We start from the raw sequence: 25023 nt of genomic DNA, 5'->3' as shown, positions 1-25023 counted from the left end.
GCGGTTGATCACCTTCAAGTCAATCAGGTTCCCAGCATGGCAGGGTGCACACCGATGGTTCTGCCGTCCGTCTCGGTTTCCGTCTCATTCAGCGTCGTCCATAGCCGTTCAGGCGAGACCCAAGCCGACAGCCGGTCTCACGGCCGACCGCCGTTGAACGCAGGTGAACGGCCCCGTTCGCGACCTCAGAACCCACGACAGTTGGAAAGCGTGTTGGGAGTCCCACGGCCAAGGACAGCCACAAGCTCGTTGAATGGCGTTCCGCGTATCGTTCCCCGCATGCCAATGCCGCTAGAACCAGGCGAGAGCGTCCCCAGTCAGGAAGCCTTCGCCGCCTTCCTGACCCAGCTCACAGCAGAGTGCCGTCACGACGGGGCGCAGTGGGAGAACGCGACGTTGGAAAGGTTCCTCGAAGCGCTGGCGGCCTGGGTCGCTTCGGGGCCCGGCTGGTACGAACGCCACCAGCACGAGCCCCTCCCCACCGATGGAAACCGGACCTACTTCGCCCATGCACTCGTAGCAGCCACGATGTACGAGTGAGCCTGCGTGACCGATCCGTTCCCGTCTGGGCAGCGAACAGCGGGCAGTCATGGGTTCCGGAGCCCGGCCGAAACCCAGACAGCAGAGCGTTCGCACAGCTCAGCGCCCGTTCCCTTCCGGCGTATCCAAGCTCAGGATCCCGTTCAACCGGCCCTACCCAACCGCGCCGCTGTCACCCGCGCCAGCATCGCCACTTCACGCGCCGAGGCCGCCGACAGCTCCAGCCGCACCACCCCGGAACCGTCCGCGCCCGAAGCGGCACGCAGCCGCACCCCTGCCGTCTCCATACCGACGAGCCGCAGCGCGTCGCCTAGATCAGCCACAGCCTCTCTCGCGTCCCGCCAGCCGCTCAGGTAGTCCTCTCCGCGTACCCATATCCCCGCCTCCAGGTCTGCCGCCTCACCGTCGAACCCGTCGTCCCCAGGGCCGCACATCTCGTCAAGTCCCCTTCTCTGCAAGCCACCTGACAATCAACTACCGGTTGGCGTCGAGCGGGAGCACGACGACAACCCCGGTACCATCGGCACCGGGGTTCGTGATCGATCCCCAGCCGGACCACCCCAGGAGCTGACCAGGCACGGGGGTGGTCCGGTGTTGTTTCTTCAGTTGTTGCGCGTGATTCCGTCCGCACCGACCTCAGTACTTCTGTCGGCCGCCCGGGTATCGGACCGGCTTTCGGCACTCCGGCGCGTCCTCAGGAGCAGGTTCGCCGCCGAGCGCGTAACACAAGGCGGCGTGCAACTGCTCCGCTTCCACCACCGTCAGCACCAGCGATGCCAGGGACGCGCGACCGGGGCGGAGAACTCGAAGTGGCAACTCCAGCAGACCGCCTTCCCCAGGGCGCAGACCACGCCCCGGCGCGGGACCGACCTGCCAGCCATCTGACGCCCGACTCATCCGTCCCCCTCGTTCGTCCGAGTCGGTCCGTCGCTCTCGCACTCATCGGACACCGGCAGACGCCCGCCGCGACTCTCCGCGATCCGGAGCGCGTCTTGCAGCGCTTCGATCAGGCGGTTCGAGAGGTAGCGGAGTTCTCGTGCGTCCGCCTTCCGGTCGCGGAGCAACAGGCGGGCGTGACCGATCAGTTCAGCGCCCATCTGGAGCTGAACCGCCTCCATCTCGTCAGCCAGCCGCGACAAGTACCCCTCACCGTCCGCGTCCGCCACCAGGTAGCACGGCTTCCCAGCAGGGCCGGGCCACGGCAGCAGTCGTGGTTGCGCACTCACCTGACCACCACCATCCCGTGCGGAGCGCACAGCAGCTCCACCCGAGGCAGGCCCTCCCTGCGCTGCTCCTGGCGTCGCGCATGCGCGGCGACATACGGCCGAACAAGGCCGACGTCCTCACCACGCAGCAGTGGACGATCCGACACTCGATGTACCTGGTGCACGCGCGGAAGTCGCAGCGTCGGCGCGTCCGCACAGGTCACCGAAGCGCTTGTCTCACCAGCGCGATGACGACCGACGCCGGGCAGCAGTAGTCGCAACAGCCACCGCACGAATCGGGGGATATGGTTTGGCACGTTGACGCTCCTACACAGCGTTGACCACGCCCCCGGGCCGTTCGCATCGGTCGCGGGGGTCTCTTGCGTCTGCCAACTGTGCTGCGGAGAAACGGCGGTGGCTTCCCGCCCGTGGCTATACCCATCATGGGTAGGCTGACGGTCAGGACTTTGCGACACACTGTCATCAGCAGGCGCAATGGGGCACACGATGACCGCTTACCAACCGCCGACAGCACTACCGCGAGAACTGCTCAACCACGCAGAGATGCGCGCCGCGATCGTGGCTCACGACTTCGGCGCAGTCTTCTCCCTTGCCCGAGACTTAGCCAAGATCAGCTACTCGAAGATCGCCGCCGAGTGTGACATCAAGCCCGAGCGAGTCGGCACCCTGGCCCGTGGCCAGGGCCGCATCACGTCGTTCGAGAAGATCGCGATGATTGCCGACGCCTTACGTATCCCAGGGCATCTCCTCGGCCTCGCTCCCCGCGACTGGGAAGCGGCTACAGCACCCGGTAACGCCCCTACCGCCTCAGCACGCACCACACCCACGACCCGAGAGGGAAGCGAAACAGTGCTGCGCAGGGAATTCTTCCGAGCCTCAGCCGGGGCCGGCCTGGTCCTCGGTCTGCCCGAGCTGACCCAGATCAACGCGGGCCACCGAATCGATCGAGACGTGCCCGAGCAGTTGCGGCAGCGCACCGCCCGGCTACGGCGACTCGATGACGTGCTCGGCGGAGGAGACACCTACCGCGTCTACCTCGGCGAGTACAAAGCGACGAAGACGATGCTCCGAGAGGGCAGCTATACCGAGGAGACCGGCCGCGCGCTGCTGTCGGTCCTTTCCGAGCAGGCCCAGCAAGCCGGATGGGCCGCATTCGACGCGGGCAAGCACGCCGATGCCCGCAGCCTCTACGAGGACAGTCACAAGGCGGCCACTCAGGCGAAAGACGCCGCCCTGGCCGGGAACGCCCTCGCCTTCCTCGCCTACCAGAAGATCAACACGGACCGCTCTGCCGGAATAGAGACCGCTGTCCAGGCATGCCGCACCGCAGGCCCCGACGCCCCGCCCGGAGTGCGCGCGCTGCTGCATGAACGACTGGCGTGGGCTTACGCCGTCGCCGGAAACCCCAGCGAGACCGAACGCGCGCTGAGCATCGCGGAAGCCGCCCTCAGCGAGGGTGACGGAAGCCCACAGCCCGACTGGTCAGCGTGGGTCGACCGCAACGAGCTTCAGATCATGACCGGCCGCTGCTGGACCGAACTGCGTCGACCGCTCCGAGCCGTCCCCGTCCTGGAAGACGTACTCACCCGATACGACGACACACACGCTCGCGACAAGAGCCTCTACCTGTCGTGGCTCGCCGACTCCTACCTCACCGCCGGAGAGATCGAGCAGGCTACAACCATCACCGGCCGCGTACTCGAACTCTCCGCCGGAGTGGCGTCCGTCCGCCCGCGCCAGCGCCTCGCGCCGATCCTCCACCGGCTCAAGGCCCACCAGGAGCTTCCGTCCGTGGCCGAAGTCCTGGAGAAGGCCAGGACGTGAGAGGTCAGGCCCCAGGTTCCGGCTCAGTGGTCCGCTCCACCCACCGCAGGTAGGCGTCCGAACCCGCGACGATCGGCACGGCCGACACCTCGGGGTTCTTCCACGGGTGATGCTCCAAGAGGTGCGCTTCAAGGTCGGCGTAACGGTCGGCACGGGTCTTGAACAAGAGCTGCCACTCTTCCCCCGTGCCGAACTCGCCCTGATGCCAGAAGACGGAGACCACCGGCCCCACGATCTGCGCCCCGGCCGCGAGCCGAGCCGTCACCACCGACCCCGCAAGCTTCTCGGCTTCCTCACGGTTCTCCGTCGCCGTCGCCACCTGAAGGAAATCAGTCATACCCGCGAGCGTAGTCCTGTGCCTGAGCACGGTCAGCGCACTGTGATCAGTTGCTCAACAGCCGTACGGATCGACTCCTCCCGCTTGCAGAAGGAGAACCTGACGAGCCACACCGGAGCATCGGCACTCTCGTAGAAGGCCGACGTCGGGATGGCCACCACGCCCGCACGCTCCGGCAGTTCACGGCAGAACGTCACGCCGTCCGCGTATCCCCACGGCCGTACGTCCGCCTGGAGGAAGTACCCGGCATCCGCGCGGTACGGGCGCAGTCCGGCCCGCGTCAGACCCTCGCTCAACAGATTCCGGTTGTGCCGCAGGGTCTCGCGCAGGTCCGCAGCCCACTCCTCTACCGAGCCGAGGGCACGCGCCAGCGCTTCCTGGTACGGCGTCCCCGACGCGTAGGTGAGGAACTGCTTCGCCGCAGCGACCGCGGCGACAAGCGGAGCCGGACCGGAAACCCAACCGATCTTCCAACCCGTGACACTGAACGTCTTGCCCGCCGAGGAGATCGTCAGTGTCCGTTCCCTCATGCCGGGCAACGAGGCGATCGGGAGGTGAGCCACGCCGTTGTACACCAGATGCTCGTACACCTCATCGGTCACGACGATCAGCGAGTGTTCCTGAGCGATATCAGCAATGGCGCCCAGCTCTTCAGCCGTGAACACCTTCCCGGTCGGGTTGTGGGGAGTGTTCAGCACCAGTACCCGAGTACGCGCCGTCACGGCAGCGCGCAGCGCTTCGGCGTCGAGCACGAAGCCATCCCCGTCGCTCACCAGCGGCACAGCCACCAGCCGGGCGCCGGCCAGCCTGGCATCCGCCGCGTATGCGTCGTAGCAGGGGTCGAAGGCCAGAACCTCATCACCGGGGTCGCAGAGCGCCAGCAGAGCCGAGGCCAGCGCTTCCGTGGCGCCCGTGGTGATCAGCACCTCTCCCACCGGGTTGTAGTCGAGGCCATACCGCCGCAGCTGATGCTCGGCGACGGCCTCACGCAGCGCGGGGAAGCCGACAGCGGGCGGGTATTGGTTGTTGCCCGAGAGCACCGCTTCCGCCACGTCCTTCAGCAGTGCGTCGGGGCTTGCCAGCTCCGGCACGCCCTGCCCGAGGTTCACAGCCCCCGTACGGCGCGCCAGCTCGGTCATCTCCGTGAAGATCGACGTGCCCATGTCCCGCACCCGCGCCGCAGGACCCCAGTCCGCCGTACCCACGATGCCGCGCGCGTCAGCCGTCCCGCTCGTCCCCATGCGCCCCTGCTTTCCGTACGTCCGTCCAGGAGGTTCGGCCCCCACGATAGGCGCAGCCGGTCGAGTACCGGGCCGCTGCCAAGCCATCACCCGAGGCCAGAGCGCATGCGCAGGGTGTGTACGAAGAGGGGTTGACCTGGGTGACCGGCGCTCCCGAGCTGGTCACGGCGGTGCGCTCGGCCAAGCAGTACCTCACCTATGTCTCGGCGGGCCCCTTCCAGTACGCGGTCGCCGAGGCGCTGGCCCTCCCCGACGCCTATTTCCACGGCATCCGGGACGATCTGCGCGCCAAGCGCGATCTGCTGGCCGATGGTCTGACCGACGCGGGCTTCCACGTCTTCCGTCCCTCGGGCACCTACTTCATCACCACCGACATCCGCCCCCTCGGCGAGACCGACGGCTTCGCCTTCTGCCGCTCCCTCCCCGAGCGCTGCGGTGTGGTCGCGGTCCCGAACGCGGTCTTCTACGACCACCAGGACCAGGGCTCCCCCTTCGTCCGCTTCGCCTTCTGCAAGCGCGAAGAGGTCCTTACGGACGCCGTGGCCCGCCTCAAGACCCTCGCCCAAGGCTGATCAAGACTCTCACCCAGGGCTGATCGAGACCCTCGCCCAGGGCTGATCGAGACCCTCGCCCAGGGCTGACGCGCCGCCTCCGGTCGCCCCGCTCCCCCGGTTGGACTTCCCGGGTCGCGGGCGTCCGCGGTCTGGCGGATGGTCGGTGTGTCCGCCGAGCCCTCTGGTCCGTCCCCTCCCGGGGGCTCGGCGCAGGTCCGTCGTGTGCCCGTCGTGTGCCCGCACCGGAGGTCTCCGTGTCCACCGACACCGCCGCGTCCACACGAACCCCGGAGCCGCCCCGGCGGCATCCGGAACGGCGGCGGGTGCTGGGGCGGGCCGGGGCGTCGCTGCGGCGGGCGTGGCTCGCGCTCGCGGTGTACGCGACGGTGCGCGCCGCCGGGGTCGGGTGCGTGGCGCTGGGCGCCCGGCAGGCCGGGAAGCATCCGCGGACGCAGCTCGGGCACTACTGGGACAGCCTCTGGTACGTGGGCATCGCCCAGCACGGCTACGGCACCAGCCGCCCCTCCGCCGTCCACCCCGGCCTGAGCTTCAGCGACCTCGCGTTCTTCCCGCTCTACCCGGCGCTGATCCGGGCCGTCACCGACGTCGTCCCCGTGAGCGCGGTGACGGCGGCGCTGCTGATCGCCTGGGTCGCGGCCGGGCTGGCGGCCTGGGGGATCCACGCGGTCGGGGAGCGGCTGTACGGGCGGCGGGTGGCCTTGGCGCTGGTCGCGCTGTGGGGGCTGCTGCCGCATGCGGTCGTCGAGTCCATGGGGTACACCGAGTCGCTGCTGACGGCGCTGGCGGCCTGGTCGCTGTACGCGCTGCTGACCGGGCGCTGGGTGTCGGCCGGGGCGCTCGCGCTGTGCGCGGGGGCCACCCGGCCCAACGGGCTCGCGGTCGCGGCGGCGGTGTGCGTCTGCGCGGCCGCCGAGATCTGGCGCCACCGCGGGCGCACGTCCTGGCGGGTGTGGGCGGGGGCCGCGCTGTCACCGCTCGGCTGGCTCGGCTACGCCGCGTGGGTGGGGGTGCGGCGCGGCACCTGGCGCGGCTATCTGGACGTCCAGGACGACTGGGGCACGTATCTCGATCTCGGTGCGAGCGGCTTCCGCTCCGCCCGCTCCCTGATCATGGGGAGCGGCTATCCGTCGCACTACGTGGCGCTGATCGTCGTCGGCGGCGCGCTGATCTCCCTGGTCGGGCTCGCGCTGCGGCCACCGCCGCTGCCGCTGGTCGTCTACACCCTCGCCCTGGTGTTCATCGCGCTCGCCAGTGCCAACTACTTCGCGTCCAAGCCGCGCTTCCTGCTGCCCGCCTTCCCGCTGCTGCTCCCGGCGGCGCTGGCGATGGCAAGAGCCCGGCCGCGCACCGCCGTCCTGGTGGGCGGCGCGCTGGCCGGGCTCTCCTGTCTCTACGGGACGTATCTGCTGACCATGGCCACCAGCCCGGTCTGACCGATACGGCCGGCGGCCTCGCCGACCGGGGTACGGCTTCCCCGAGCGCTGTACGGCTGCTCCGACCGGGGTACGGCCGGGATACGGACGCGGTGCCGCCAGGGTACGGCCGGGGGATACGGCCGGGCCCGCTCAGGCCTCGTCGTCGCCCGGCTTGTCGTCGCCGTCGGACTCGATGTCGGCCTCCAGGCCGAGCTGTTCGACCAGCCAGCGGTCGAACTCGATCGAAGCCCGCACCCAGCTGACCGTGCTGGACACGAAGTGCTCCAGGCTGACGCCGGTGCCGATCAGCATCTGCGCCTCACCGATCAACCGGACCGTGCCGTCGTCATTGGTGTGGCTGTAGACCTTCGGCCACAGCGTGCGGCGGTTCCAGTCGTCGATCGCCTCGAGCAGCCGCGGCTTCTCATCGATGACGTGCGGCCGGTCGTAGAACGTGCGGACGGAGAAGACCTGCTGCTCCTCCTCCCCGCGGAACATGAAGTAGGTGCGGAACTGCTCCCACGGCGCGGCGAGGTCCCCCTCCTCGTCGACGACGTACTTCAGCTCCATCTGCTCCAGCAGCTGCTTGACCAGGTCCTGGTCGGGCAGCACGGGGCCGCTCGGACCCGTCGGTTCGGGCTCGGGCTGACCCCCGAAATTCGGAATCGAGGACGGGTCGATGCTCACCGTGGATTTCCCTTCGTATGGAATACCGCCATCCTCCCTCACACCCGCCCCCGCCGTGCAACCCAGGCCGTACATTGCCCGATCCGGCCGAAACGACGGCCGCGAGGACCGGCCGGACCGGGGGTGCCGAGCGGCCCCTGGCCCCTATTGCGCGGGGCCCACCAGCAGGTCGTCGCCGACCCGGTCCACCCGGACCTTGTCGCCGTCCCGGACCTCCCCGGAGAGGATCTCCTTGGCCAGCCGGTCGCCGATCGCGGTCTGGATCAGCCGGCGCAGCGGGCGCGCCCCGTACGCCGGGTCGTTGCCCTCCTCGGCGAGCCACTCCAGCGCGGCCGGGGTGACGTCGAGGGTCAGCCTGCGGTCGGCGAGGCGGCGGGCCAGCCGGGCGAGCTGGAGCTGGGCGATCCGGGCCAGCTCCGGGCCGCTGAGCGCGGAGAAGACCACGAGGTCGTCCAGGCGGTTGAGGAACTCCGGCTTGAAGGAGGTGCGCACGGTCTCCAGCACGCTCTGCTTCTTCTCCTCCTCGCCGAGCAGCGGGTCCATCAGGTACTGGCTGCCCAGGTTGGAGGTGAGCACCAGGATGGTGTTGCGGAAGTCCACCGTCCGGCCCTGGCCGTCGGTGAGCCGCCCGTCGTCCAGGACCTGCAGCAGGATGTCGAAGACCTCGGGGTGGGCCTTCTCCACCTCGTCCAGCAGCACCACGCTGTACGGGCGGCGGCGCACCGCCTCGGTGAGCTGGCCGCCCTCCTCGTAGCCGACATAGCCGGGCGGGGCGCCGACCAGCCGGGCCACGCTGTGCTTCTCGCCGTACTCGCTCATGTCGATGCGGACCATGGCCCGCTCGTCGTCGAAGAGGAAGTCGGCGAGCGCCTTGGCCAGCTCGGTCTTGCCGACGCCGGTGGGGCCGAGGAAGAGGAACGAGCCGGTGGGCCGGTCCGGGTCGGCGATGCCCGCCCGGGTCCTGCGCACGGCGTCGGAGACGGCCCGTACGGCCTCGGTCTGGCCGATCAGCCGCTTGCCCAGCTCGTCCTCCATGCGCAGCAGCTTCTGGGTCTCGCCCTCCAGCAGCCGGCCCGCGGGGATGCCGGTCCAGGAGGCGACCACATCGGCCACGTCGTCCGGGCCGACCTCCTCCTTGACCATCGTCGGGCGGTCCCCCTGGACCTCGGCCTCGGCCTCCGACGCCTCGGCCAGCTCCCGCTCGACGGCCGGGATCTCCCCGTACAGCAGCTTGGAGGCGGTGTCGAAGTCGCCGTCGCGCTGGGCGCGCTCGGCCTGGCCGCGCAGCTCGTCCAGTTTCTCCTTCAGCTCACCGACGCGGTTGAGGCCCTGCTTCTCCTTCTCCCAGCGGGCGGTGAGGCCGCGCAGCTCCTCCTCCTTGTCGGCGAGGTCGCGGCGCAGCTTCTCCAGCCGCTGCTTGCTGGCCACGTCGGTCTCCCGGGCGAGGGCCATCTCCTCCATCCGCATCCGGTCCACCGACCGCTGGAGCTCGTCGATCTCCACGGGCGAGGAGTCGATCTCCATCCGGAGCCGGGAGGCCGCCTCGTCCACCAGGTCGATGGCCTTGTCGGGCAGGAAGCGGGAGGTGATGTACCGGTCGGAGAGGGCGGCCGCGGCCACCAGCGCGCCGTCGGCGATCTGCACCTTGTGGTGGGCCTCGTAGCGCCCCTTGAGCCCGCGCAGGATGGCGACGGTGTCCTCGACGGTCGGCTCGGCCACCAGCACCTGCTGGAAGCGGCGCTCGAGCGCGGCGTCCTTCTCGATCCGCTCGCGGTACTCGTCGAGGGTGGTGGCGCCGACCATGCGCAGCTCACCGCGGGCCAGCATGGGCTTGAGCATGTTGCCCGCGTCCATGGCGGAGTCGCCGCCGGCGCCCGCGCCGACCACGGTGTGGAGCTCGTCGATGAAGGTGATGATCTGGCCGTCGCTGGACTTGATCTCGGCCAGGACGGTCTTCAGCCGCTCCTCGAACTCACCGCGGTACTTCGCGCCCGCGACCATCGCACCGAGGTCGAGGGCGACCAGGCGCTTGTCGCGCAGGCTCTCGGGCACGTCGCCCTTGACGATCCGCTGGGCGAGCCCCTCGACCACGGCCGTCTTGCCGACGCCCGGGTCGCCGATCAGCACCGGGTTGTTCTTGGTGCGCCGGGAGAGCACCTGCACCACCCGGCGGATCTCCTGGTCCCGGCCGATGACCGGGTCCAGCTTGCCCTCGCGCGCGGCGGCGGTGAAGTCCGTGCCGAACTTCTCCAGGGCCTTGTACGTGCCCTCCGGATCGGGCGTCGTCACCCGCTGTCCACCCCTGACCTTCTCGAACGCGGCGAGCAGCTTCTTGGCGCCCGCCCCCTGCTGGTCGAGCAGCTCCCCGGCCTGGCCGCCCTTGGCGGCGATGCCGATGAGGAGGTGCTCGGTGGAGACGTAGTCGTCCCCGAGTTCCCTGGCCCGCTGGGTGGCGTCCGCGATGACGGCCAGCAGGTCGCGGCTGGCCTGCGGCGGGGCCACGGTGGAGCCCTGGACGCTGGGCAGGGCGGCGAGCAGCCGCTCGGCGCCGTCGCGTACCAGGGCCGCGTCGGCCTCGACGCCGGCCAGCAGATCCATCACGTTCTCGTTGTCCTGGCCCTGCAGCAGGGCGAGGAGAAGATGCGCGGGCGTCATGTCCGCATGCCCGGAGGACACCGCCCGGTCATTGGCGGCGCTGATCGCCGCCCGGCTCTTGTTGGTCAGCTCGGCATCCACGTCCCTGTGCTCCTCCTCGCTCCGATCTTCCCATCCCTGCCCTACCCAACCTCCGTAAAGTTGAGTCTATTCCACTCAACCTCGCGAACGCCACTCCTCTGGCCTTAGGTTCTGGACCATGTCCGTCGATCCGCGCGACCCCGATCCCGAGTACCTCGCTTTCTGGCGCGAACGCCATGTGTGCACCCTGACCACCCCACGCCCGGACGGCACCCCGCATGTGGTCCCGGTCGGCGTCACCTACGACCCCGAGGCCGGGCTCGCCCGCGTCATCGCGAACCGTCACAGCCGTAAGGTCGCCCATGTCCGGGCGGCGGGCCAGGGCGGTGCGCGGGTCGCGGTCTGCCAGCTGGCGGGCAGGCGGTGGGCCACGCTGGAGGGGCTCGCGGTGGTACGGGAGGAGCCCGAGCTGATCGCGGACGCCGAGCGCCGCTACGCCGAGCGCTACCAGCGCACCCCCCGCCCCAACCCGGACCGCGTCGTCATCGAGATCGCCCTCACCAGGGCAATGGGAAGGGGCTGAGGCCCGTCACTCCTCTTGGCCCGAACGCCTGTCACTCCTCCTGGCCTGAGGCCCGTCACTCCTCCTTCTCCTCCTGGTGACCGGCCTCCCGATGGCCCGCCCCCGCCCAGGGATGGCGCAGCCGGATCCAGACGTCGCGGGCGCGCCGCCCGGCCTCCGTACGGCTCTCGGCCACCGCCGTACGAGCCTCCTCCTCGGTCTCCACCATGGGACCCGAACCACGCAGCGGCTTCCCCGCCGTCTCGTGCAGGAACACCGTGGAGATCAGCCCGATCACGCCCGCCACCATCAGGTAGAAGGCGGGCACCAGCGTGTTGTGCGTGGTGGCCACCAGCCACGAGGCCAGCAGCGGGGTGGTCCCGCCGAACAGCGACACGGAGAGGTTGTACGAGATCGACAGCGCGCCGTAGCGCAGCCGGGTCGGGAACAGCGCCGGGAGCGTCGCGGCGCTCGTCCCCGCGAAGGTGACCAGCATCGCGCCCAGGATCAGACAGCCGATCGCGGGCATCAATACGCCGCCCTCCCGGATCAGCAGCACCGCCGGGATGGCCAGCACGATCATGCCCACGCTGCCGAACAGGAACAGCGGCCGCCGCCCCCACCGGTCGGACGTGCGCCCGACCACGGTGATCGCCAGCACCACGAACAGCATGGTGCCCAGCACCAGCACCTGGGCCTTGGTGGCGTCATCGCCGAGCGTGGAGGTCATGAACGTCGGCAGGTACGACGTCACCATGTAGTTGGTGACGTTGTACATCAGCACCAGCCCCATGCAGATCAGCACCGCCTGCCAGTGCCGGGTGAAGATTTCCTTCAGCCGCCCCTGCCCCGACTGCCGCGCCTCCTCGATCGGCGGGGTGTCACCGCGTGCCTGCGCCGCCTCGGCCTCCTCGGCCGCCCGCTCGGCCATCTGCTGGAACGCCGGGGTCTCCTCCAGCCGCAGCCGCATATACAGACCGATCAGCCCCAGCGGCCCCGCCACCAGGAACGGCACCCGCCAGCCCCAGTCCACCATCCCGTGCTCACCGATGGCGGCGGTGAGCACGGTGACCAGGCCGGAGCCCAGCGAATAGCCGATGAAGGTGCCGAAGTCGAGCCAGCTGCCCAGGAAGCCACGGCGCTGATCGGGCGCGTACTCGGCGATGTACGTGGTCGCCCCCGCGTACTCACCGCCGGTCGAGAAGCCCTGCACCACCCGGCAGGCCAGGAGCAACAGCGGGGCGGCGAAGCCGATCTGGGAGTAGCCGGGCAGCAGGCCCACCGCGAAGGTGCCCGCCGCCATCATGATCATGGTGGTGGACAGCACCCGCCGCCGCCCGATCCGGTCGCCCAGCGGCCCGAACACCAGCCCGCCCAAGGGCCGCACCAGGAACGCCACGGCGAAGGTGGCGAACGTGGAGACCACCTGAGTGGCGGGGTCGTCGGCGGGGAAGAAGACATGGCCGAGGGTGACGGCGACATACGCGTAGACGCCGAAGTCGAACCACTCCATGGTGTTGCCGATGGCCGTCGCCGCGACGGCGCGGCGCATTCCCGGCTTGTCGACGACGGTGACGTCCTCGATCGCCAGCGGCTCCTTGCGGCGCCGCAGCAGCGTGCGGATCAGCTGGTCGGTACGGGCGCTGCCGTGCGGCCATCCTCCGCGGCGGGGACCGCGCCGTGGTCTCGGACCGGTAGTCATCTCGTCCCCTGCCGCCGGCTGAACCCACTACCTGACGCCGCCCCCGCCCCCGGGCTCAGGCCCCGGCATCGCTGGACTTGGCGTAGGTCTCCGCCATCTGCCCGCCGACGTCGTACATCACCACCTGTTCGTCACCGACCACCCACGCTTCGTGGCCGGGCGGCACCACATACACATCGCCGGGCCCCACCTCGCCCTCGGCCCCGTCGTCCATGCGCACCCGCATCCGGCCCCGCACGATGATCCCGCTGTGCTGGACCTGGCAGCTGTCCGTCCCCACGATCGGCCGCACCGACTCCCTCCAGCGCCAGCCGGGTTCGAAGGTGACCACGGCGAGATGCAACCCGCTCAGGTTCAGCGCCTCCAGATGACCACCGGGAAAGTCCCGCCGCTCATCCGGCTTGTCCATCGTCTTGATCTCCAACATTGGCGGTACCTCCTCCCACACCTCCATGGTGCGCCCGGCGGCCCTCTTAGGCGCGCCCGGCCAAGGGCCTCGGTGCCGTACGGGACACGGGTCTCGGCTACGAACGCGAGTGGCCCGGCGACCGGGGTCGGTCGTCGGGCCACTCGATCGGATGAGTTTGGAAACGGAAGACGGAAGAACGGTCCGCTACTCCGGGCGCTTGGGGCGCCAGACCACCAGGGCGCTGCTCTGCTGGATGTCCTGGTAGCGGACCAGGTCGCGGCGGTAGGAGGCGTGGACCTGGGCCTCGCGCTGCTGCATGGCCGTCGCGGCGCCCTCGACCGCGGACTGGAGCTCGGCGACCCGGGCCTGGAGGGCCGCGACCTGGTGCTCCAGTTCGATGATGCGCTTGATCCCGGCGAGGTTGATGCCCTCGTCCTGGGACAGCTGCTGGACCTGGCGGAGCAGCTGGATGTCGCGCGCGGAGTACCGCCGGCCGCGGCCGGCGGTACGGTCGGGGGAGACCAGGCCGAGGCGGTCGTACTGACGCAGGGTCTGCGGGTGCAGCCCGGAGAGCTGGGCGGCCACCGAGATGACGTAGACCGGCGAATCCTCGGTCAGCTCATAGGGGTTGCGGGGTCGGCCAGCGGCCCTGCCTCCGATTCCTCCTCGGCCGTCCATCTCATGCTCCCTTCGCGGCCTTGAACAGCTCCGCCCGTGGGTCCTCTCCCACGGTCGCCTCGCGATACGACTCCAGCGCGTCACGCGCCGGGTCACTCAGGTCCTTCGGCACCGTGACCTCGACGGTGACCAGCAGGTCTCCGCGGGTGCCGTCCTTGCGCACCGCGCCCTTGCCCCGGGCGCGCATGGTCCGCCCGTTGGGCGTGCCGGGCGGCAGCTTCAGGGTGACCGGCGGGCCGCCCAGGGTGGGGACCTTGATCTCGCCGCCGAGCGCCGCCTCGGGAAGGGTGACGGGCACGGTGACGGTCAGGTTGTCGTCCTTGCGGCCGAAGACCGGGTGCGGGTCCACATGCACGACCACGTACAGATCGCCGGCCGGGCCGCCGGTCTCGCCCGGGGCGCCCTTGCCGCGCAGCCGGATCCGCTGGCCGTCGCTGACCCCCGCGGGGATCCGGACCTGCATGGTGCGGGCGGAACGGGCCCGTCCGCTGCCCTTGCAGGTCTCGCACGGGTTCTGCGCGATCAGCCCGCGGCCGCGGCACTCCACGCACGGGTCGGTGAGCGAGAACCCGCCCCCGCCGCCCCGGCTGACCTGGCCGGTGCCGACACAGGTCGGGCAGACACGCGGGGTGCCGTCCCGGTCGCCGGTGCCCGAGCACGCCTTGCACGGGGCCTGGCTGGACATCCGCAGCGGGACCGTGGCCCCCTCGACGGCCTCGGTGAAGCTGAGCGTCACCTCGGACTCGATGTCCTGACCCCGGCGCGGCTGGGCGCGGGTGGCGCCGCCGCGGCCGAACAGCCCGCCGAAGACATCCCCGAGCCCGCCGCCGAAGCCGCCGGCGCCGCCACCACCGCCGCCGCCCTGCGCGCCGCCGAAGAGGTCGCCCAGGTCGAAGTTGAAGCTGCCGGTGCCGCCCGGCCCGCCCGGCCCGGGGCGGAAGCCCCCGTTGCCGAACAGGGCGCGGGCCTCGTCGTACTCCTTGCGCCGCTTGGGGTCCCCGAGGATGTCATTGGCCTCGGAGATCTCCTTGAACCGGTCCTCCGCCTTGGCGTCGCCCTTGTTGGCGTCCGGGTGGTACTCACGGGCGAGCTTCCGGTACGCCTTCTTGATCTCCGCCTCGGTGGCGTCCTTGGGGACGCCGAGAACCTTGTAGTAGTCCTTCTCCACGAAGTCCTTGGTGCTCATCCCCGACGTCCCTCCTCTCCTGCTGCTCTCGCGGTCACCGTCACGTCAGCCCTCTTCCGGGCCACCGCTCTCCTCGTCCGACGCCGCGCTCTCGCCTTCGCCCTTGCCGGCACCGGCTCCCGGCTGGGGCTCGGCGACGGCGACCCGCGCCGGACGGATCGTGCGCTCGCCGATTCGATACCCCGGCTGCAGAATCTGCACGCACGTGGTCTCGGCGACATCCGGCGCGTACGAGTGCATCAGGGCCTCGTGGATCAGCGGGTCGAAGGGCTCGCCCTCCTTGCCGAACTGCTGGAGGCCCAGCTTCGCCGAAACCGCCTCCACCGATTCGCCGACGGACTTGAAGCCGCCGACGAGCTCGCCGTGGTCACGGGCGCGGCCGATGTCGTCGAGCACGGGCAGCAGCTCGGACAGGAGGCTCGCCACGGCGATCTCCTTGACCGTCACCCGGTCCCGCTCGACCCGGCGCCGATAGTTCTGGTACTCCGCCTGGAGCCGCTGGAGGTCGGCCGTCCGCTCGTTGAGCGCGGTACGGACCTGGTCCAGCTGTGCCTGAAGGGCTACCTGCTCGAGGTCCCCGGCCGGGGCTGCCGGGCCCGCCTTGTCGGCGGACCCGGCGCCCTTCGCCGCGTCGTCAGGGGTCTTCGCGGCCTCGGAGGGGACATCGGGCTGCTCCTCGAAGCCCGGGGTCTCCTCCGTCACGCGGCACCACCCTGGCCCTTGTCGGCCTTGTCGTCGTCGACGATCTCGGCGTCCACCACATCGTCATCGGCCTTGGCCTGGCCCGCGGTGCCGGCGTCACCGGCGGCGGCACCGGCCGCGTCCGGGCCGCCCGCCTCAGTGTTGGCGTACATGGCCTGGCCCAGCTTCTGGCTGACCGCGGCGACCTTCTCGGTCGCGGTGCGGATCTCGGCGGTGTCCTCGCCCTTGAGCTTCTCCTTCAGCTCGGCGAGGGCCTCCTCGACCTCGGTCTTGACCTCGCCCGGGACCTTGTCCTCGTTGTCCTTGAGGAACTTGTCCGTCTGGTAGACCAGCTGCTCGGCCTGGTTGCGGGTCTCGGCGGCCTCGCGGCGCTTGTGGTCCTCCTCCGCGTACTGCTCGGCCTCGCGCATCATGCGGTCGATGTCGTCCTTCGGCAGCGCGGAGCCGCCGGTGACGGTCATCTTCTGCTCCTTGCCGGTGCCGAGGTCCTTCGCGCCGACGTGCATGATGCCGTTGGCGTCGATGTCGAAGGTGACCTCGATCTGCGGCACGCCGCGCGGGGCCGGGGGCAGGCCGGTCAGCTCGAACATGCCGAGCTTCTTGTTGTACGCCGCGATCTCGCGCTCGCCCTGGTAGACCTGGATCTGCACGGACGGCTGGTTGTCCTCGGCCGTGGTGAAGATCTCCGAGCGCTTGGTCGGAATGGTCGTGTTGCGCTCGATCAGCTTGGTCATGATGCCGCCCTTGGTCTCGATACCGAGGGACAGCGGGGTGACGTCCAGCAGCAGGACGTCCTTGACCTCACCCTTGAGGACACCGGCCTGGAGGGAGGCGCCGATGGCGACGACCTCGTCCGGGTTGACGCCCTTGTTGGCCTCCTTGCCGCCGGTCAGCTCCTTGACGAGCTCGGCGACGGCGGGCATACGGGTCGAGCCACCGACCAGGACCACGTGGTCGATCTCGGACAGCGAGATGCCCGCGTCCTTGATGACGTTGTGGAACGGGGTCTTGCAGCGCTCCAGCAGGTCGGAGGTGAGCTGCTGGAACTGGGCGCGGGTGAGCTTCTCGTCCAGGTGCAGCGGGCCCTCGGCGGACGCCGTGATGTAGGGCAGGTTGATGGTGGTCTCGGACGAGCTGGAGAGCTCGATCTTCGCCTTCTCAGCGGCCTCGCGGAGGCGCTGCAGGGCCATCTTGTCCTTGGACAGGTCGACGCCGTGGCCGTTGTTGAACTGCTTGACCAGGTAGTCGACGACGCGCTGGTCCCAGTCGTCACCACCGAGGTGGTTGTCACCGTTGGTGGCCTTGACCTCCACCACGCCGTCGCCGATCTCCAGCAGCGAGACGTCGAAGGTGCCGCCACCGAGGTCGAAGACCAGAATGGTCTGGTCGTCCTTCTCCAGCCCGTAGGCGAGCGCGGCGGCAGTAGGCTCGTTGACGATACGCAGGACGTTGAGGCCCGCGATCTCTCCGGCTTCCTTGGTCGCCTGGCGCTCGGCGTCGTTGAAGTACGCCGGGACGGTGATGACCGCGTCCGTGACCTTCTCGCCGAGGTACGACTCCGCATCCCGCTTGAGCTTCTGCAGGATGAAGGCGCTCATCTGCTGCGGGTTGAAGTCCTTGCCGTCGAGGTTGATCTTCCAGTCGGTGCCCATGTGGCGCTTGACCGAGCGGACGGTGCGGTCCACGTTGGTCACCGCCTGGCGCTTGGCGACCTCGCCGACCAGCACCTCGCCGTTCTTCGCGAACGCCACAACGGACGGCGTGGTCCTGGCGCCCTCGGCGTTGGTGATGACGGTGGGCTCACCGCCTTCGAGAACACTGACGACGGAGTTCGTCGTACCCAGGTCGATGCCGACCGCACGTGCCATTTCGGGATCCTCCAGCTACAGCATTGAGTGGAACAGGCTCAAGCGTGCATCACCCGCTCTGCCGCTGTCAACAGACCTGAGTCGACGGCGCTCAAGTTTTATACGAGGCTTATGCCCAAGCGGGCGCGGAGGAGAGGAAGGAGGGGCCAAGTGAGCGACACAGATCACCGGCTGGTCGACTACATGGGTGCCCGTCCGGGCGGGTAATCTCGGTCAAGCCACATTAAGTTACTGCTTAGTAATCAAGTACTGCTTAGTAATCCAGCTCTCGCAGGTTCGAGGAGCCCCTTATGCAACTCGCCGCGATCATCGTGTCGCTGGTCCTCACCGCGGTCGGCGTTGCCCTGCTCGGCCGGGCCGTCGCACAGTTCGTGCGCTTCTTCAAGCTCGGCGCCCCGGTCCCGGCGGGGGCCAGGACCGACAATCCCTGGCAGCGCAGCGTGACCCTGGTCCGCGAGTTCCTCGCGCACACACGCATGAACAAGTGGGGCGTCATCGGCGTCGCCCACTGGTTCGTGGCGATCGGCTTCCTGACCCTGCCGCCGACCATCATCAACGCCTACGGCCAGCTCTTCCAGGCGGACTGGACGCTGCCGATCCTCGGCGGCTTCCTCCCCTACGAGCTGTACATCGAGTTCATCGGCACGATGACCACGCTGGGCATCCTGACGCTGATGGCGATCCGGCTGCTGAACCTGCCCAGCCGGGCCGGCCGCAAGTCCCGGTTCGCGGGCTCCACCGCCTGGCAGGCGTACTTCGTCGAGTACGTCATCCTCATCATCGGCCTCGCGATCATGGCGCTGCGCGGCACCGAGGGCGCACTGCACCACGTCGACTCCTACGAGCCCGCGTACTTCGCCTCGTATCCGCTGGTCCAGCTCTTCGACGGGCTCAGCGTGGACGCGGTGCAGAACCTGGCCTACTTCTTCGCGATGATCAAGCTGGGCACGACCATGATCTGGATGATCACGGTCAGCACCAACCTCGACATGAGCATCGCCTGGCACCGCTTCCTCGCCTTCCCCAACATCTGGTTCAAGCGGGAGTCCAGCGGCGAGGTCGCGCTCGGCGCGCTGCAGCCGATGGTGAGCGAGGGCAAGCCGATCGACTTCGAGGACCCGGGCGAGGACGACCAGTTCGGCGTCTCGCAGATCGAGCACTTCTCCTGGAAGGGCATCCTCGACTTCTCCACCTGCACCGAATGCGGCCGCTGCCAGTCGCAGTGCCCCGCCTGGAACACCGGCAAGCCGCTCTCGCCCAAGCTGCTGATCATGTCGCTGCGCGACCACAGCCACGCCAAGGCCCCGTATCTGCTCGCCGGTGGCGGCAAGACGGCGGAGGGCGAGGAGAAGGCGAGCCAGGAGCAGCTCGCCGGGGTGCCCGCGGCCGCGCTGGCGGAGGCCGAGCGGCCGCTGATCGGGACGCTGGAGGAGAACGGCGTCATCGACCCGGATGTGCTGTGGTCCTGCACCACCTGCGGCGCGTGCGTCGAGCAGTGTCCGGTCGACATCGAGCACGTTGACCACATCGTGGACATGCGCCGCTACCAGGTGATGATCGAGTCCTCGTTCCCGTCCGAGGCGGGCACGATGCTCAAGAACCTGGAGAAGAAGGGCAACCCCTGGGGGCTGGCCAAGAAGCAGCGGCTGGCATGGACCAAGGAAGTCGACTTCGAGGTGCCAGTCGTCGGCAAGGACATCGAGGACCTCACCGAGGTCGACTACCTGTACTGGGTCGGCTGCGCGGGCGCCCTGGAGGACCGGGCCAAGAAGACCACCAAGGCCTTCGCGGAACTGCTGCACATCGCGGGCGTCAAGTTCGCGATCATGGGTGGCGACGAGGCGTGCACCGGTGACTCCGCCCGCCGCCTGGGCAACGAGTTCCTCTTCCAGCAGCTCGGCCAGCAGAACGTCGAGATGCTGAACATGGCCTTCGGCGAAACAGGGTCCGACAGCGGCTCCGCCGCGGGCGAAGACGAGTCGTCCAAGAAGCCCAAGTCGGCGAAGAAGATCGTCGCGACCTGCCCGCACTGCTTCAACACGATCGCCAACGAATACCCGCAGCTGGGCGGCGAGTTCGAGGTCATCCACCACACCCAGCTGCTGCAACACCTCATCGACGAGGGCAAGCTGATCCCGGTCACTCCGGTCGAGGGTCTGATCACCTACCACGACCCCTGCTACCTGGGCCGCCACAACAAGGTCTACACCCCGCCGCGCGAGATCATCGCCAAGGTGCCGGGGCTGCGGAACGAGGAGATGCACCGCCACAAGGAGCGCGGCTTCTGCTGTGGCGCGGGCGGCGCCCGGATGTGGATGGAGGAGCGGATCGGCAAGCGCATCAACAACGAGCGCGTAGACGAGGCGCTGTCCCTCAACCCGGACATCGTCTCCACGGCCTGCCCGTTCTGCCTGGTGATGCTCACCGACTCCGTCAACGGCAAGAAGAACGATGGCGTGGTGAAGGAAGAGCTCCAGGTCGTGGATGTGGCGCAGCTGCTCCTGGACTCGGTGAAGACCCCGGCCGCGCCGGAGGACGGCGGCAAGAACGCGGAGGAGCCGGAGCCGGCCCCGGCGAAGTAGACGAAGTAGCGCCGTAGACGTCTCGACGATGCGCTGAAGCCCGCCCACGGGGTCCATGGGCGGGCTTCACGCTTGCTGGAGGGCTTCACGCTTGCTGGAGGGCTTCACGCTTGCTGGAGGGCTCACGCTCGCTGGCGCTTGCTGGCGCTTGCTGGAGGCCTTACGGAGGCCATGACGCCTTACGGCCGCCGTGTCGTCCTTACGGCTCTCATGAAGGCCTTCTTACGGATATCAGGAGGGCCTTACGCCCGCGGCTTTGCCGTTCCTCGACAGCGGCAGCGCCTGCTCGGTCCAGATGACCTTGCCGTCCGCGGTGTAGCGGGTGCCCCAGCGGTCGGCGAACTGCGAGACCAGGAAGAGCCCCCGGCCGCCCTCGTCCGTCGTCCCCGCGTACCGCAGATGCGGGGAGGTGCTGCTGGTGTCGAAGACCTCGCAAATCAGGCTGCGGTCGCAGAGCAGACGCACCCGGATCGGGCCGGTCGCGTAGCGGATCGCGTTGGTGATCAGCTCGCTGAGGATGAGCTCGGTCGTGAACGCGACATCGCCCAGATCCCACTCCGCGAGCTTCCGGGCCACCGCGGCCCGCACCGCGGCCACCTGCGCCGGATCGGACGGCACCTCCCAGTCGGCGGTCAGACCGGGCTCCAGCACCCTCGTACGGGCCACGATGAGCGCGATGTCATCGCTCGGGCGATCGGGCAGCAGCGCGTCCAGCACCGCCGTACAGGCGTCCTCAGGCGTCCGGCCGGGGTGGGCCAGGGCGCCGCGCAGCATTTCCAGACCGGTCTCGATGTCCCGGTCGCGCTTCTCGATCAGCCCGTCCGTGTAGAGCACCAGATGGCTGCCCTCGGGCAGCTCCAGCTCCGCCGTCTCGAACGGCAGCCCGCCCAGGCCCAGCGGCGGCCCCGCGGGAAGTTCCAGGAACTCCACCGAGCCGTCCGGACGCACCAGCGCGGGCGGCGGATGACCGGCCCGCGCCATCGTGCAACGCCGCGTCACCGGATCGTAGATCGCGTACAGACACGTGGCACCCGTGATCCCCTCACTGCCACCGCTGCCGTCGCCGTCCAGCCCGCCAGGACCCTCGTCCTGGTCGATCCGGGCGATCAGGTCATCGAGATGGGAGAGGATCTCATCGGGCGGGAGGTCGAGCGTGGAGAAGTTGTGCACCGCCGTCCGCAGCCGCCCCATCGTCGCCGCCGCGTGCAGACCGTGCCCCACCACATCCCCCACCACCAGCGCCACCCGCGCTCCGGGCAACGGAATGACGTCGAACCAGTCGCCCCCGACCCCCGACTCCGCCGGGAGGTAGCGGTACGCCACATCCAGCGCGTTCTGCTCCGGCAGCATCCGGGGCAGCAGGCTGCGCTGGAGGGTCACCGCCATGGTGTGCTCGCGGGTGTAGCGGCGGGCGTTGTCGATGCTGACGGCGGCCCGGGTGACCAGCTCCTCCGCGAGGGAGACATCGTCCTCCTCGAAGGGCTCCGGCTTCTCCGCGCGCATGAAGCTGGCCACGCCCAGGACGACGCCCCGGGCCCGCAGCGGGACCGCGATCATCGAGTGGATGCCGTAGTCGACGATCCGGCGGGCGTGCTCGGGGTCCTGCTCCTGCCAGCCACCGAAGTCGCCCAGGACCGGCTCGACCGTTACCGCTCCGCTGCGGAAGCCGCGGGCCTGGGGCGCGCTCGGGCCGAACTCGATCAGCATGCCGAGGGGGTAGAGCGGGCCGTCGTCCCGGATGCCGCTGAGGGCCGTACGGCGCAGGACCGTGCGGCCGCCGTCCGCGGCCGCCACGGCGGCCCACGAGCCCGCGTCCGGGGCGCTGAGGCCCGAGACCCCGTCCGGGGGCTCCTCGCCGCGCAGCACCGAGTCCGCGAGGTCCACCGAGACATAGTCGGCGAACCGGGCCACCGCGTACTCCGCCAGCTCCTGGGCGGTGCGCACCACGTCCAGCGTGGTGCCGATGGAGACGCCCGCGTCGTACAGCAGCTTGAGGCGGTTGCGCGCGAGGTCGACCTTGCCGGACAGCGCGCGCAGCTCCGTGGTGTCGCGCAGGGTGGCGACGCTGCCGGGCGGGCCGCCGTCGCGGTCGGTGGGGCGGTGGCTGACGGACAGCAGCCGCTCGCCCGCCGTATGGACCTCGTCGGTGGCGGGGCGCCCGGACGCCAGCAGCGCGGCGGTGTGCGGATCGAAGCCGAGCTCGGACACCAGGCGGCCCTCGGCGTCCGGCGGGAGGTCGAAGAGCCGGCGCGCCTCGTCGTTGGCCAGCACCAGCCGCCCGTCGCCGCCGACGATCAGCACGCCCTCGCGCACCGAGTGCAGCACCGCGTCGTGGTGCTCGTACATCCGCGTCATCTCGGACGGGTCCAGCCCGTGGGTCTGGCGCCGCAGCCGCCTGCTGACCAGGGCCGTGCCCGCCGTGGCGAGCGCCATGGCGGCCGCGGCCGCGCCGAACAGCAGCGGCAGCTGGTGGTCGGCGGCGCCGCTCACCTTCTTGATCGTGATACCGGCCGCGACCAGGCCGACGACCTTCCCCTGGGCGTCCTTGACGGGCACCACGGACCGTACGGACAGGCCGAGCGTGCCGGTGAAGGTCTCCTGGACCGTCCGGCCCTCGGCCGCCGGGCGGATGCTGCCCATGAAGTGCTTGCCGATCCGGGCGGGGTTGGGGTGGGTGTAGCGGACCCCCTGCGGCGTCATGGCCACGACGAAGTCGACCCCGGAGCCCTCACGGGCCCGCTCGGCGAGCGGCTGCAGCACGGCGCTGGGATCGTGGCCGCGCAGCGTGCTCACCATGCCCGGCGCGTTCGCGAAGCTCTCGGCGACCGCCATGGAGCGGTTGCGGGCCTCCCGCTCGCTGTCGTAGCGGGACTGCAGGACGAGCGCCACGACGGCGGCGACGACCAGCAGCAGCACGACGCCGACCTGCAGGACGAAGACCTGGCCGGCCACGGTGCGCACGCCGCGCACCAGGCTCCAGCGGGGCCGCCGACCGTAGCCGCGGCCGTCGGGACCGCCGGGACCGCCGCCGGAGCCGGGGCCCGATCCGCGGCCGCTCCAGCCGGTGCGCACCGGTGGCCGCCCATGCGGGCTCAGCTGGGCGTACGTGCTCTGCCGAGCCTGCGGACCCCAGCGCTCATGGGGGCCCGGCGAGCCCTGCGGATCGGCTTGATCGCGCTGATCCCGTTGATCGCGTTGATCGCGTTGATCGCGTTGATCGCGTTGATCGCGCTCGTCTCGCTGATCCCGCTGGTTCTGTCGGTGGTCCTGCGTGTCCTGCGTGTCCTGCGTGTCCTGCTGAACGCGGCGCCCACGTCGCTCCCATGCCGAGCGGGGCCCCTCACGCCGACCGCGTGGGCGCCAGTCGGTCATCGTGCGGGCCAGCGGAACCCGTGGTCGACCGAAAAGTCCGGCCATGTCGTTATTTTTAGCACCCTCGCTCAGCGGCGGGCGAGCGGCATCCTCCGCCGCTGGCCGACCACTCCCGTCCGACATCGCGACTACACCCCGCCCGCGCCCTCTTTCACCGGTCTCGCCGCCTCACCCGTCATCCGCACACCGTGCGTTAAGCACATGGTTGCCCCCGCTTTTCCGCATCGAAGTTCCCCGCCGGACGTACCGATACTGGCCGTGAAGTATCCCTTCTCACAACGACGTTGCGAATTCCCTACAGGATCATGCCCAACACGGCATCCGTAAATGTCCTGGACGGCCCTTGTGCTCCAAAGGTCATCTTTACAGTCAAGCGGACTGATCGATCCCGCATCATCCAGAAAGATCACCAAGCGGCGGCCGGTCGGAGCGCCAGGCATCACCCTCGTAACGAAGTGCCGTGCCCCATGGCCTCAGCCGCCCTGATGGGTTGAGGTGGCCCGATGACGCCCGCACCTCCCCCTACAGCACCACCCGGCCGCGTCCCGGGCCCCCGACGCCGCTCCCTCCCCCGCGTCCCCCGCGTCTCCACCGCCTCAGCCGCCGCCTCTGCCACCACTTCCGTCACTTCCGTCACCACCGCCGTCGCCGCCGGTACGGCCTGTCTGGCGCTGCTGCTCACCGCCTGCGGCCCCGACGACGGCGCCAGGGGCCGGCGCGACGACTCCGCCGCCGGGTCCGTCATCACCCCCACCGCCACCGCGCCCGTCCCCCACGGCAAGGGCAGTCGGCTGCCGGATGACGTCAACGGCGACGGCTACCCCGATCTGCGCGTCCCCGTCCCGTCCGACAAAGGGGAGCTGCCCAGCCGGATCGCCTTCGTCCACGGCTCGTCCCACGGCCTGAATCCCGCCACCCGGACCGTGCTCCGCCACCGCGACCTCGGGCTGCCGTCCCAGGACGTCACCGTCGCGGGCGCGACCGAGGTGGCCACGGCCGACCTCGACGGCGACGGCTACGCCGACGTCACCACCACGGCGGGTGAGGCGCTCGGCAAGCAGGAGACCGAGCGCACCCAGGCCACCGTCCGGACCGTCCCCTACATCTCCTGGGGCGGCCCCGGCGGCCCCCACCGCACCCGCTCCGCCGCCCGCGTCCAGCTGACCGGCCCGGACGACGGCGTGGACGCCCAGCGCCCGACCGTCGGCGACTTCAACGGCGACGGCCACCACGACCTGGCCCTGGTGCGCGCGGTCCGGCACGCGCTCCGGGTGCTGTTGGGGCGGTGGTAACGGGCGGGGGGGGCCGCGCGGTCCGGGGCGCTGCGTCGGGCCGCGCCGCCGGCTTGGGGGGGGGGCGGGGGGGGGGGGGCGCCCCCCCCGCGGGGGGGGGGGGGGGCGCCGCGCCCCCGGCCGACGCGGTCTCCGATCCGCTCCGGCGC

Annotated in this window: 22 protein-coding genes; 8 read left to right on the top strand and 14 right to left on the bottom strand. The window is 70.0% G+C overall.

The genetic code is table 11. The features are described 5' to 3' along the window. The first annotated feature begins 279 nt into the window (after window positions 1-279). Window positions 280-540 carry a hypothetical protein gene (locus ACFXB5_RS21135; RefSeq protein WP_385210023.1) on the top strand — a complete coding sequence of 87 codons (261 nt, stop codon included), beginning with the start codon at window positions 280-282 and terminating at the stop codon, window positions 538-540. Window positions 541-683: 143 nt separating this feature from the next. On the opposite strand, the gene ACFXB5_RS21130 is transcribed toward ACFXB5_RS21135, so the two are convergent. Further along, window positions 684-974 (bottom strand): hypothetical protein, encoded by a 291-nt coding sequence (locus ACFXB5_RS21130; protein WP_385210020.1) that lies wholly within the window; start codon window positions 972-974, stop codon window positions 684-686. A 459-nt stretch (window positions 975-1433) separates the two neighbouring features. Beyond that, window positions 1434-1766 carry a hypothetical protein gene (locus ACFXB5_RS21125; protein WP_385210018.1) on the bottom strand — a complete coding sequence of 111 codons (333 nt, stop codon included), beginning with the start codon at window positions 1764-1766 and terminating at the stop codon, window positions 1434-1436. A 17-nt stretch (window positions 1767-1783) separates the two neighbouring features. Between ACFXB5_RS21125 and ACFXB5_RS21120 the strand changes: the two genes are divergently transcribed. Further along, window positions 1784-2020, top strand: coding sequence for a hypothetical protein (locus ACFXB5_RS21120; RefSeq protein ID WP_385210015.1), 237 nt, complete (start codon window positions 1784-1786; stop codon window positions 2018-2020). 232 nt (window positions 2021-2252) lie between these two features. Further along, entirely contained in the window at window positions 2253-3590 is a 1338-nt protein-coding gene (locus ACFXB5_RS21115; RefSeq protein WP_385210013.1) for an XRE family transcriptional regulator, read from the top strand. A 4-nt stretch (window positions 3591-3594) separates the two neighbouring features. Here the strand turns inward: ACFXB5_RS21115 and cutA are convergent, their stop codons facing one another. Continuing rightward, window positions 3595-3927 carry a divalent-cation tolerance protein CutA gene (cutA, locus tag ACFXB5_RS21110; RefSeq protein WP_078642603.1) on the bottom strand — a complete coding sequence of 111 codons (333 nt, stop codon included), beginning with the start codon at window positions 3925-3927 and terminating at the stop codon, window positions 3595-3597. 32 nt (window positions 3928-3959) lie between these two features. Then, complete coding sequence (locus tag ACFXB5_RS21105; protein ID WP_385210047.1) at window positions 3960-5090, bottom strand: aminotransferase class I/II-fold pyridoxal phosphate-dependent enzyme; 1131 nt, start codon at window positions 5088-5090, stop codon at window positions 3960-3962. Window positions 5091-5284: 194 nt separating this feature from the next. Here ACFXB5_RS21105 and ACFXB5_RS21100 point away from each other — a divergent pair, with 194 nt between their 5' ends. Further along, entirely contained in the window at window positions 5285-5740 is a 456-nt protein-coding gene (locus ACFXB5_RS21100) for an aminotransferase class I/II-fold pyridoxal phosphate-dependent enzyme (RefSeq protein ID WP_385210010.1), read from the top strand. 236 nt (window positions 5741-5976) lie between these two features. Beyond that, window positions 5977-7176: a mannosyltransferase family protein gene (locus ACFXB5_RS21095; RefSeq protein ID WP_385210007.1), complete on the top strand. Its 1200-nt coding sequence runs from the start codon at window positions 5977-5979 to the stop codon at window positions 7174-7176. Between the two features lie 132 nt (window positions 7177-7308). On the opposite strand, the gene ACFXB5_RS21090 is transcribed toward ACFXB5_RS21095, so the two are convergent. Next, window positions 7309-7845: a YbjN domain-containing protein gene (locus tag ACFXB5_RS21090; protein WP_201854076.1), complete on the bottom strand. Its 537-nt coding sequence runs from the start codon at window positions 7843-7845 to the stop codon at window positions 7309-7311. A 144-nt stretch (window positions 7846-7989) separates the two neighbouring features. After that, window positions 7990-10581 carry an ATP-dependent chaperone ClpB gene (gene clpB, locus ACFXB5_RS21085; protein ID WP_385210004.1) on the bottom strand — a complete coding sequence of 864 codons (2592 nt, stop codon included), beginning with the start codon at window positions 10579-10581 and terminating at the stop codon, window positions 7990-7992. Window positions 10582-10699: 118 nt separating this feature from the next. On the opposite strand from clpB, the gene ACFXB5_RS21080 reads away from it, so the two are divergent. After that, window positions 10700-11104 (top strand): pyridoxamine 5'-phosphate oxidase family protein, encoded by a 405-nt coding sequence (locus ACFXB5_RS21080; protein WP_385210003.1) that lies wholly within the window; start codon window positions 10700-10702, stop codon window positions 11102-11104. Between the two features lie 55 nt (window positions 11105-11159). Here ACFXB5_RS21080 and proP read toward each other — a convergent pair whose 3' ends face one another. The 6 genes from proP to dnaK form a co-directional block, all read right to left on the bottom strand. Next, window positions 11160-12710: a glycine betaine/L-proline transporter ProP gene (gene proP, locus ACFXB5_RS21075; RefSeq protein WP_385210044.1), complete on the bottom strand. Its 1551-nt coding sequence runs from the start codon at window positions 12708-12710 to the stop codon at window positions 11160-11162. A gap of 130 nt (window positions 12711-12840) precedes the next feature. Beyond that, window positions 12841-13212, bottom strand: a complete 372-nt coding sequence (locus ACFXB5_RS21070) for a cupin domain-containing protein (RefSeq protein ID WP_385210000.1) — start codon at window positions 13210-13212, stop codon at window positions 12841-12843. Between the two features lie 186 nt (window positions 13213-13398). Next, window positions 13399-13872: a heat shock protein transcriptional repressor HspR gene (locus ACFXB5_RS21065; RefSeq protein ID WP_385209997.1), complete on the bottom strand. Its 474-nt coding sequence runs from the start codon at window positions 13870-13872 to the stop codon at window positions 13399-13401. Window position 13873: 1 nt separating this feature from the next. Further along, complete coding sequence (gene dnaJ, locus ACFXB5_RS21060; RefSeq protein ID WP_385209994.1) at window positions 13874-15058, bottom strand: molecular chaperone DnaJ; 1185 nt, start codon at window positions 15056-15058, stop codon at window positions 13874-13876. A gap of 45 nt (window positions 15059-15103) precedes the next feature. Continuing rightward, window positions 15104-15760: a nucleotide exchange factor GrpE gene (gene grpE / locus ACFXB5_RS21055; protein ID WP_385209992.1), complete on the bottom strand. Its 657-nt coding sequence runs from the start codon at window positions 15758-15760 to the stop codon at window positions 15104-15106. Next, window positions 15757-17628 (bottom strand): molecular chaperone DnaK, encoded by a 1872-nt coding sequence (gene dnaK / locus ACFXB5_RS21050; protein WP_385209990.1) that lies wholly within the window; start codon window positions 17626-17628, stop codon window positions 15757-15759. The genes grpE and dnaK overlap by 4 nt, the downstream gene beginning before the upstream one ends. Before the next feature lie 290 nt (window positions 17629-17918). Here dnaK and ACFXB5_RS21045 point away from each other — a divergent pair, with 290 nt between their 5' ends. Then, on the top strand, window positions 17919-20210 hold the full coding sequence (locus ACFXB5_RS21045) for a (Fe-S)-binding protein (RefSeq protein WP_385209987.1): 2292 nt from the start codon (window positions 17919-17921) through the stop codon (window positions 20208-20210). Window positions 20211-20441: 231 nt separating this feature from the next. On the opposite strand, the gene ACFXB5_RS21040 is transcribed toward ACFXB5_RS21045, so the two are convergent. Continuing rightward, complete coding sequence (locus tag ACFXB5_RS21040; protein ID WP_385209985.1) at window positions 20442-23282, bottom strand: SpoIIE family protein phosphatase; 2841 nt, start codon at window positions 23280-23282, stop codon at window positions 20442-20444. 20 nt (window positions 23283-23302) lie between these two features. Next, on the bottom strand, window positions 23303-23524 hold the full coding sequence (locus ACFXB5_RS21035; protein ID WP_385209983.1) for a hypothetical protein: 222 nt from the start codon (window positions 23522-23524) through the stop codon (window positions 23303-23305). 561 nt (window positions 23525-24085) lie between these two features. On the opposite strand from ACFXB5_RS21035, the gene ACFXB5_RS21030 reads away from it, so the two are divergent. After that, window positions 24086-24874, top strand: coding sequence for a hypothetical protein (locus ACFXB5_RS21030; protein ID WP_385209980.1), 789 nt, complete (start codon window positions 24086-24088; stop codon window positions 24872-24874). Window positions 24875-25023: the final 149 nt, after the last annotated feature.

Origin of the sequence: Streptomyces sp. NPDC059455 (assembly GCF_042750115.1) — a bacterium.
GTDB classification, from domain to species: Bacteria; Actinomycetota; Actinomycetes; order Streptomycetales; family Streptomycetaceae; genus Streptomyces; species Streptomyces endocoffeicus.
This window is presented reverse-complemented; position numbering and strand designations above follow the sequence as displayed.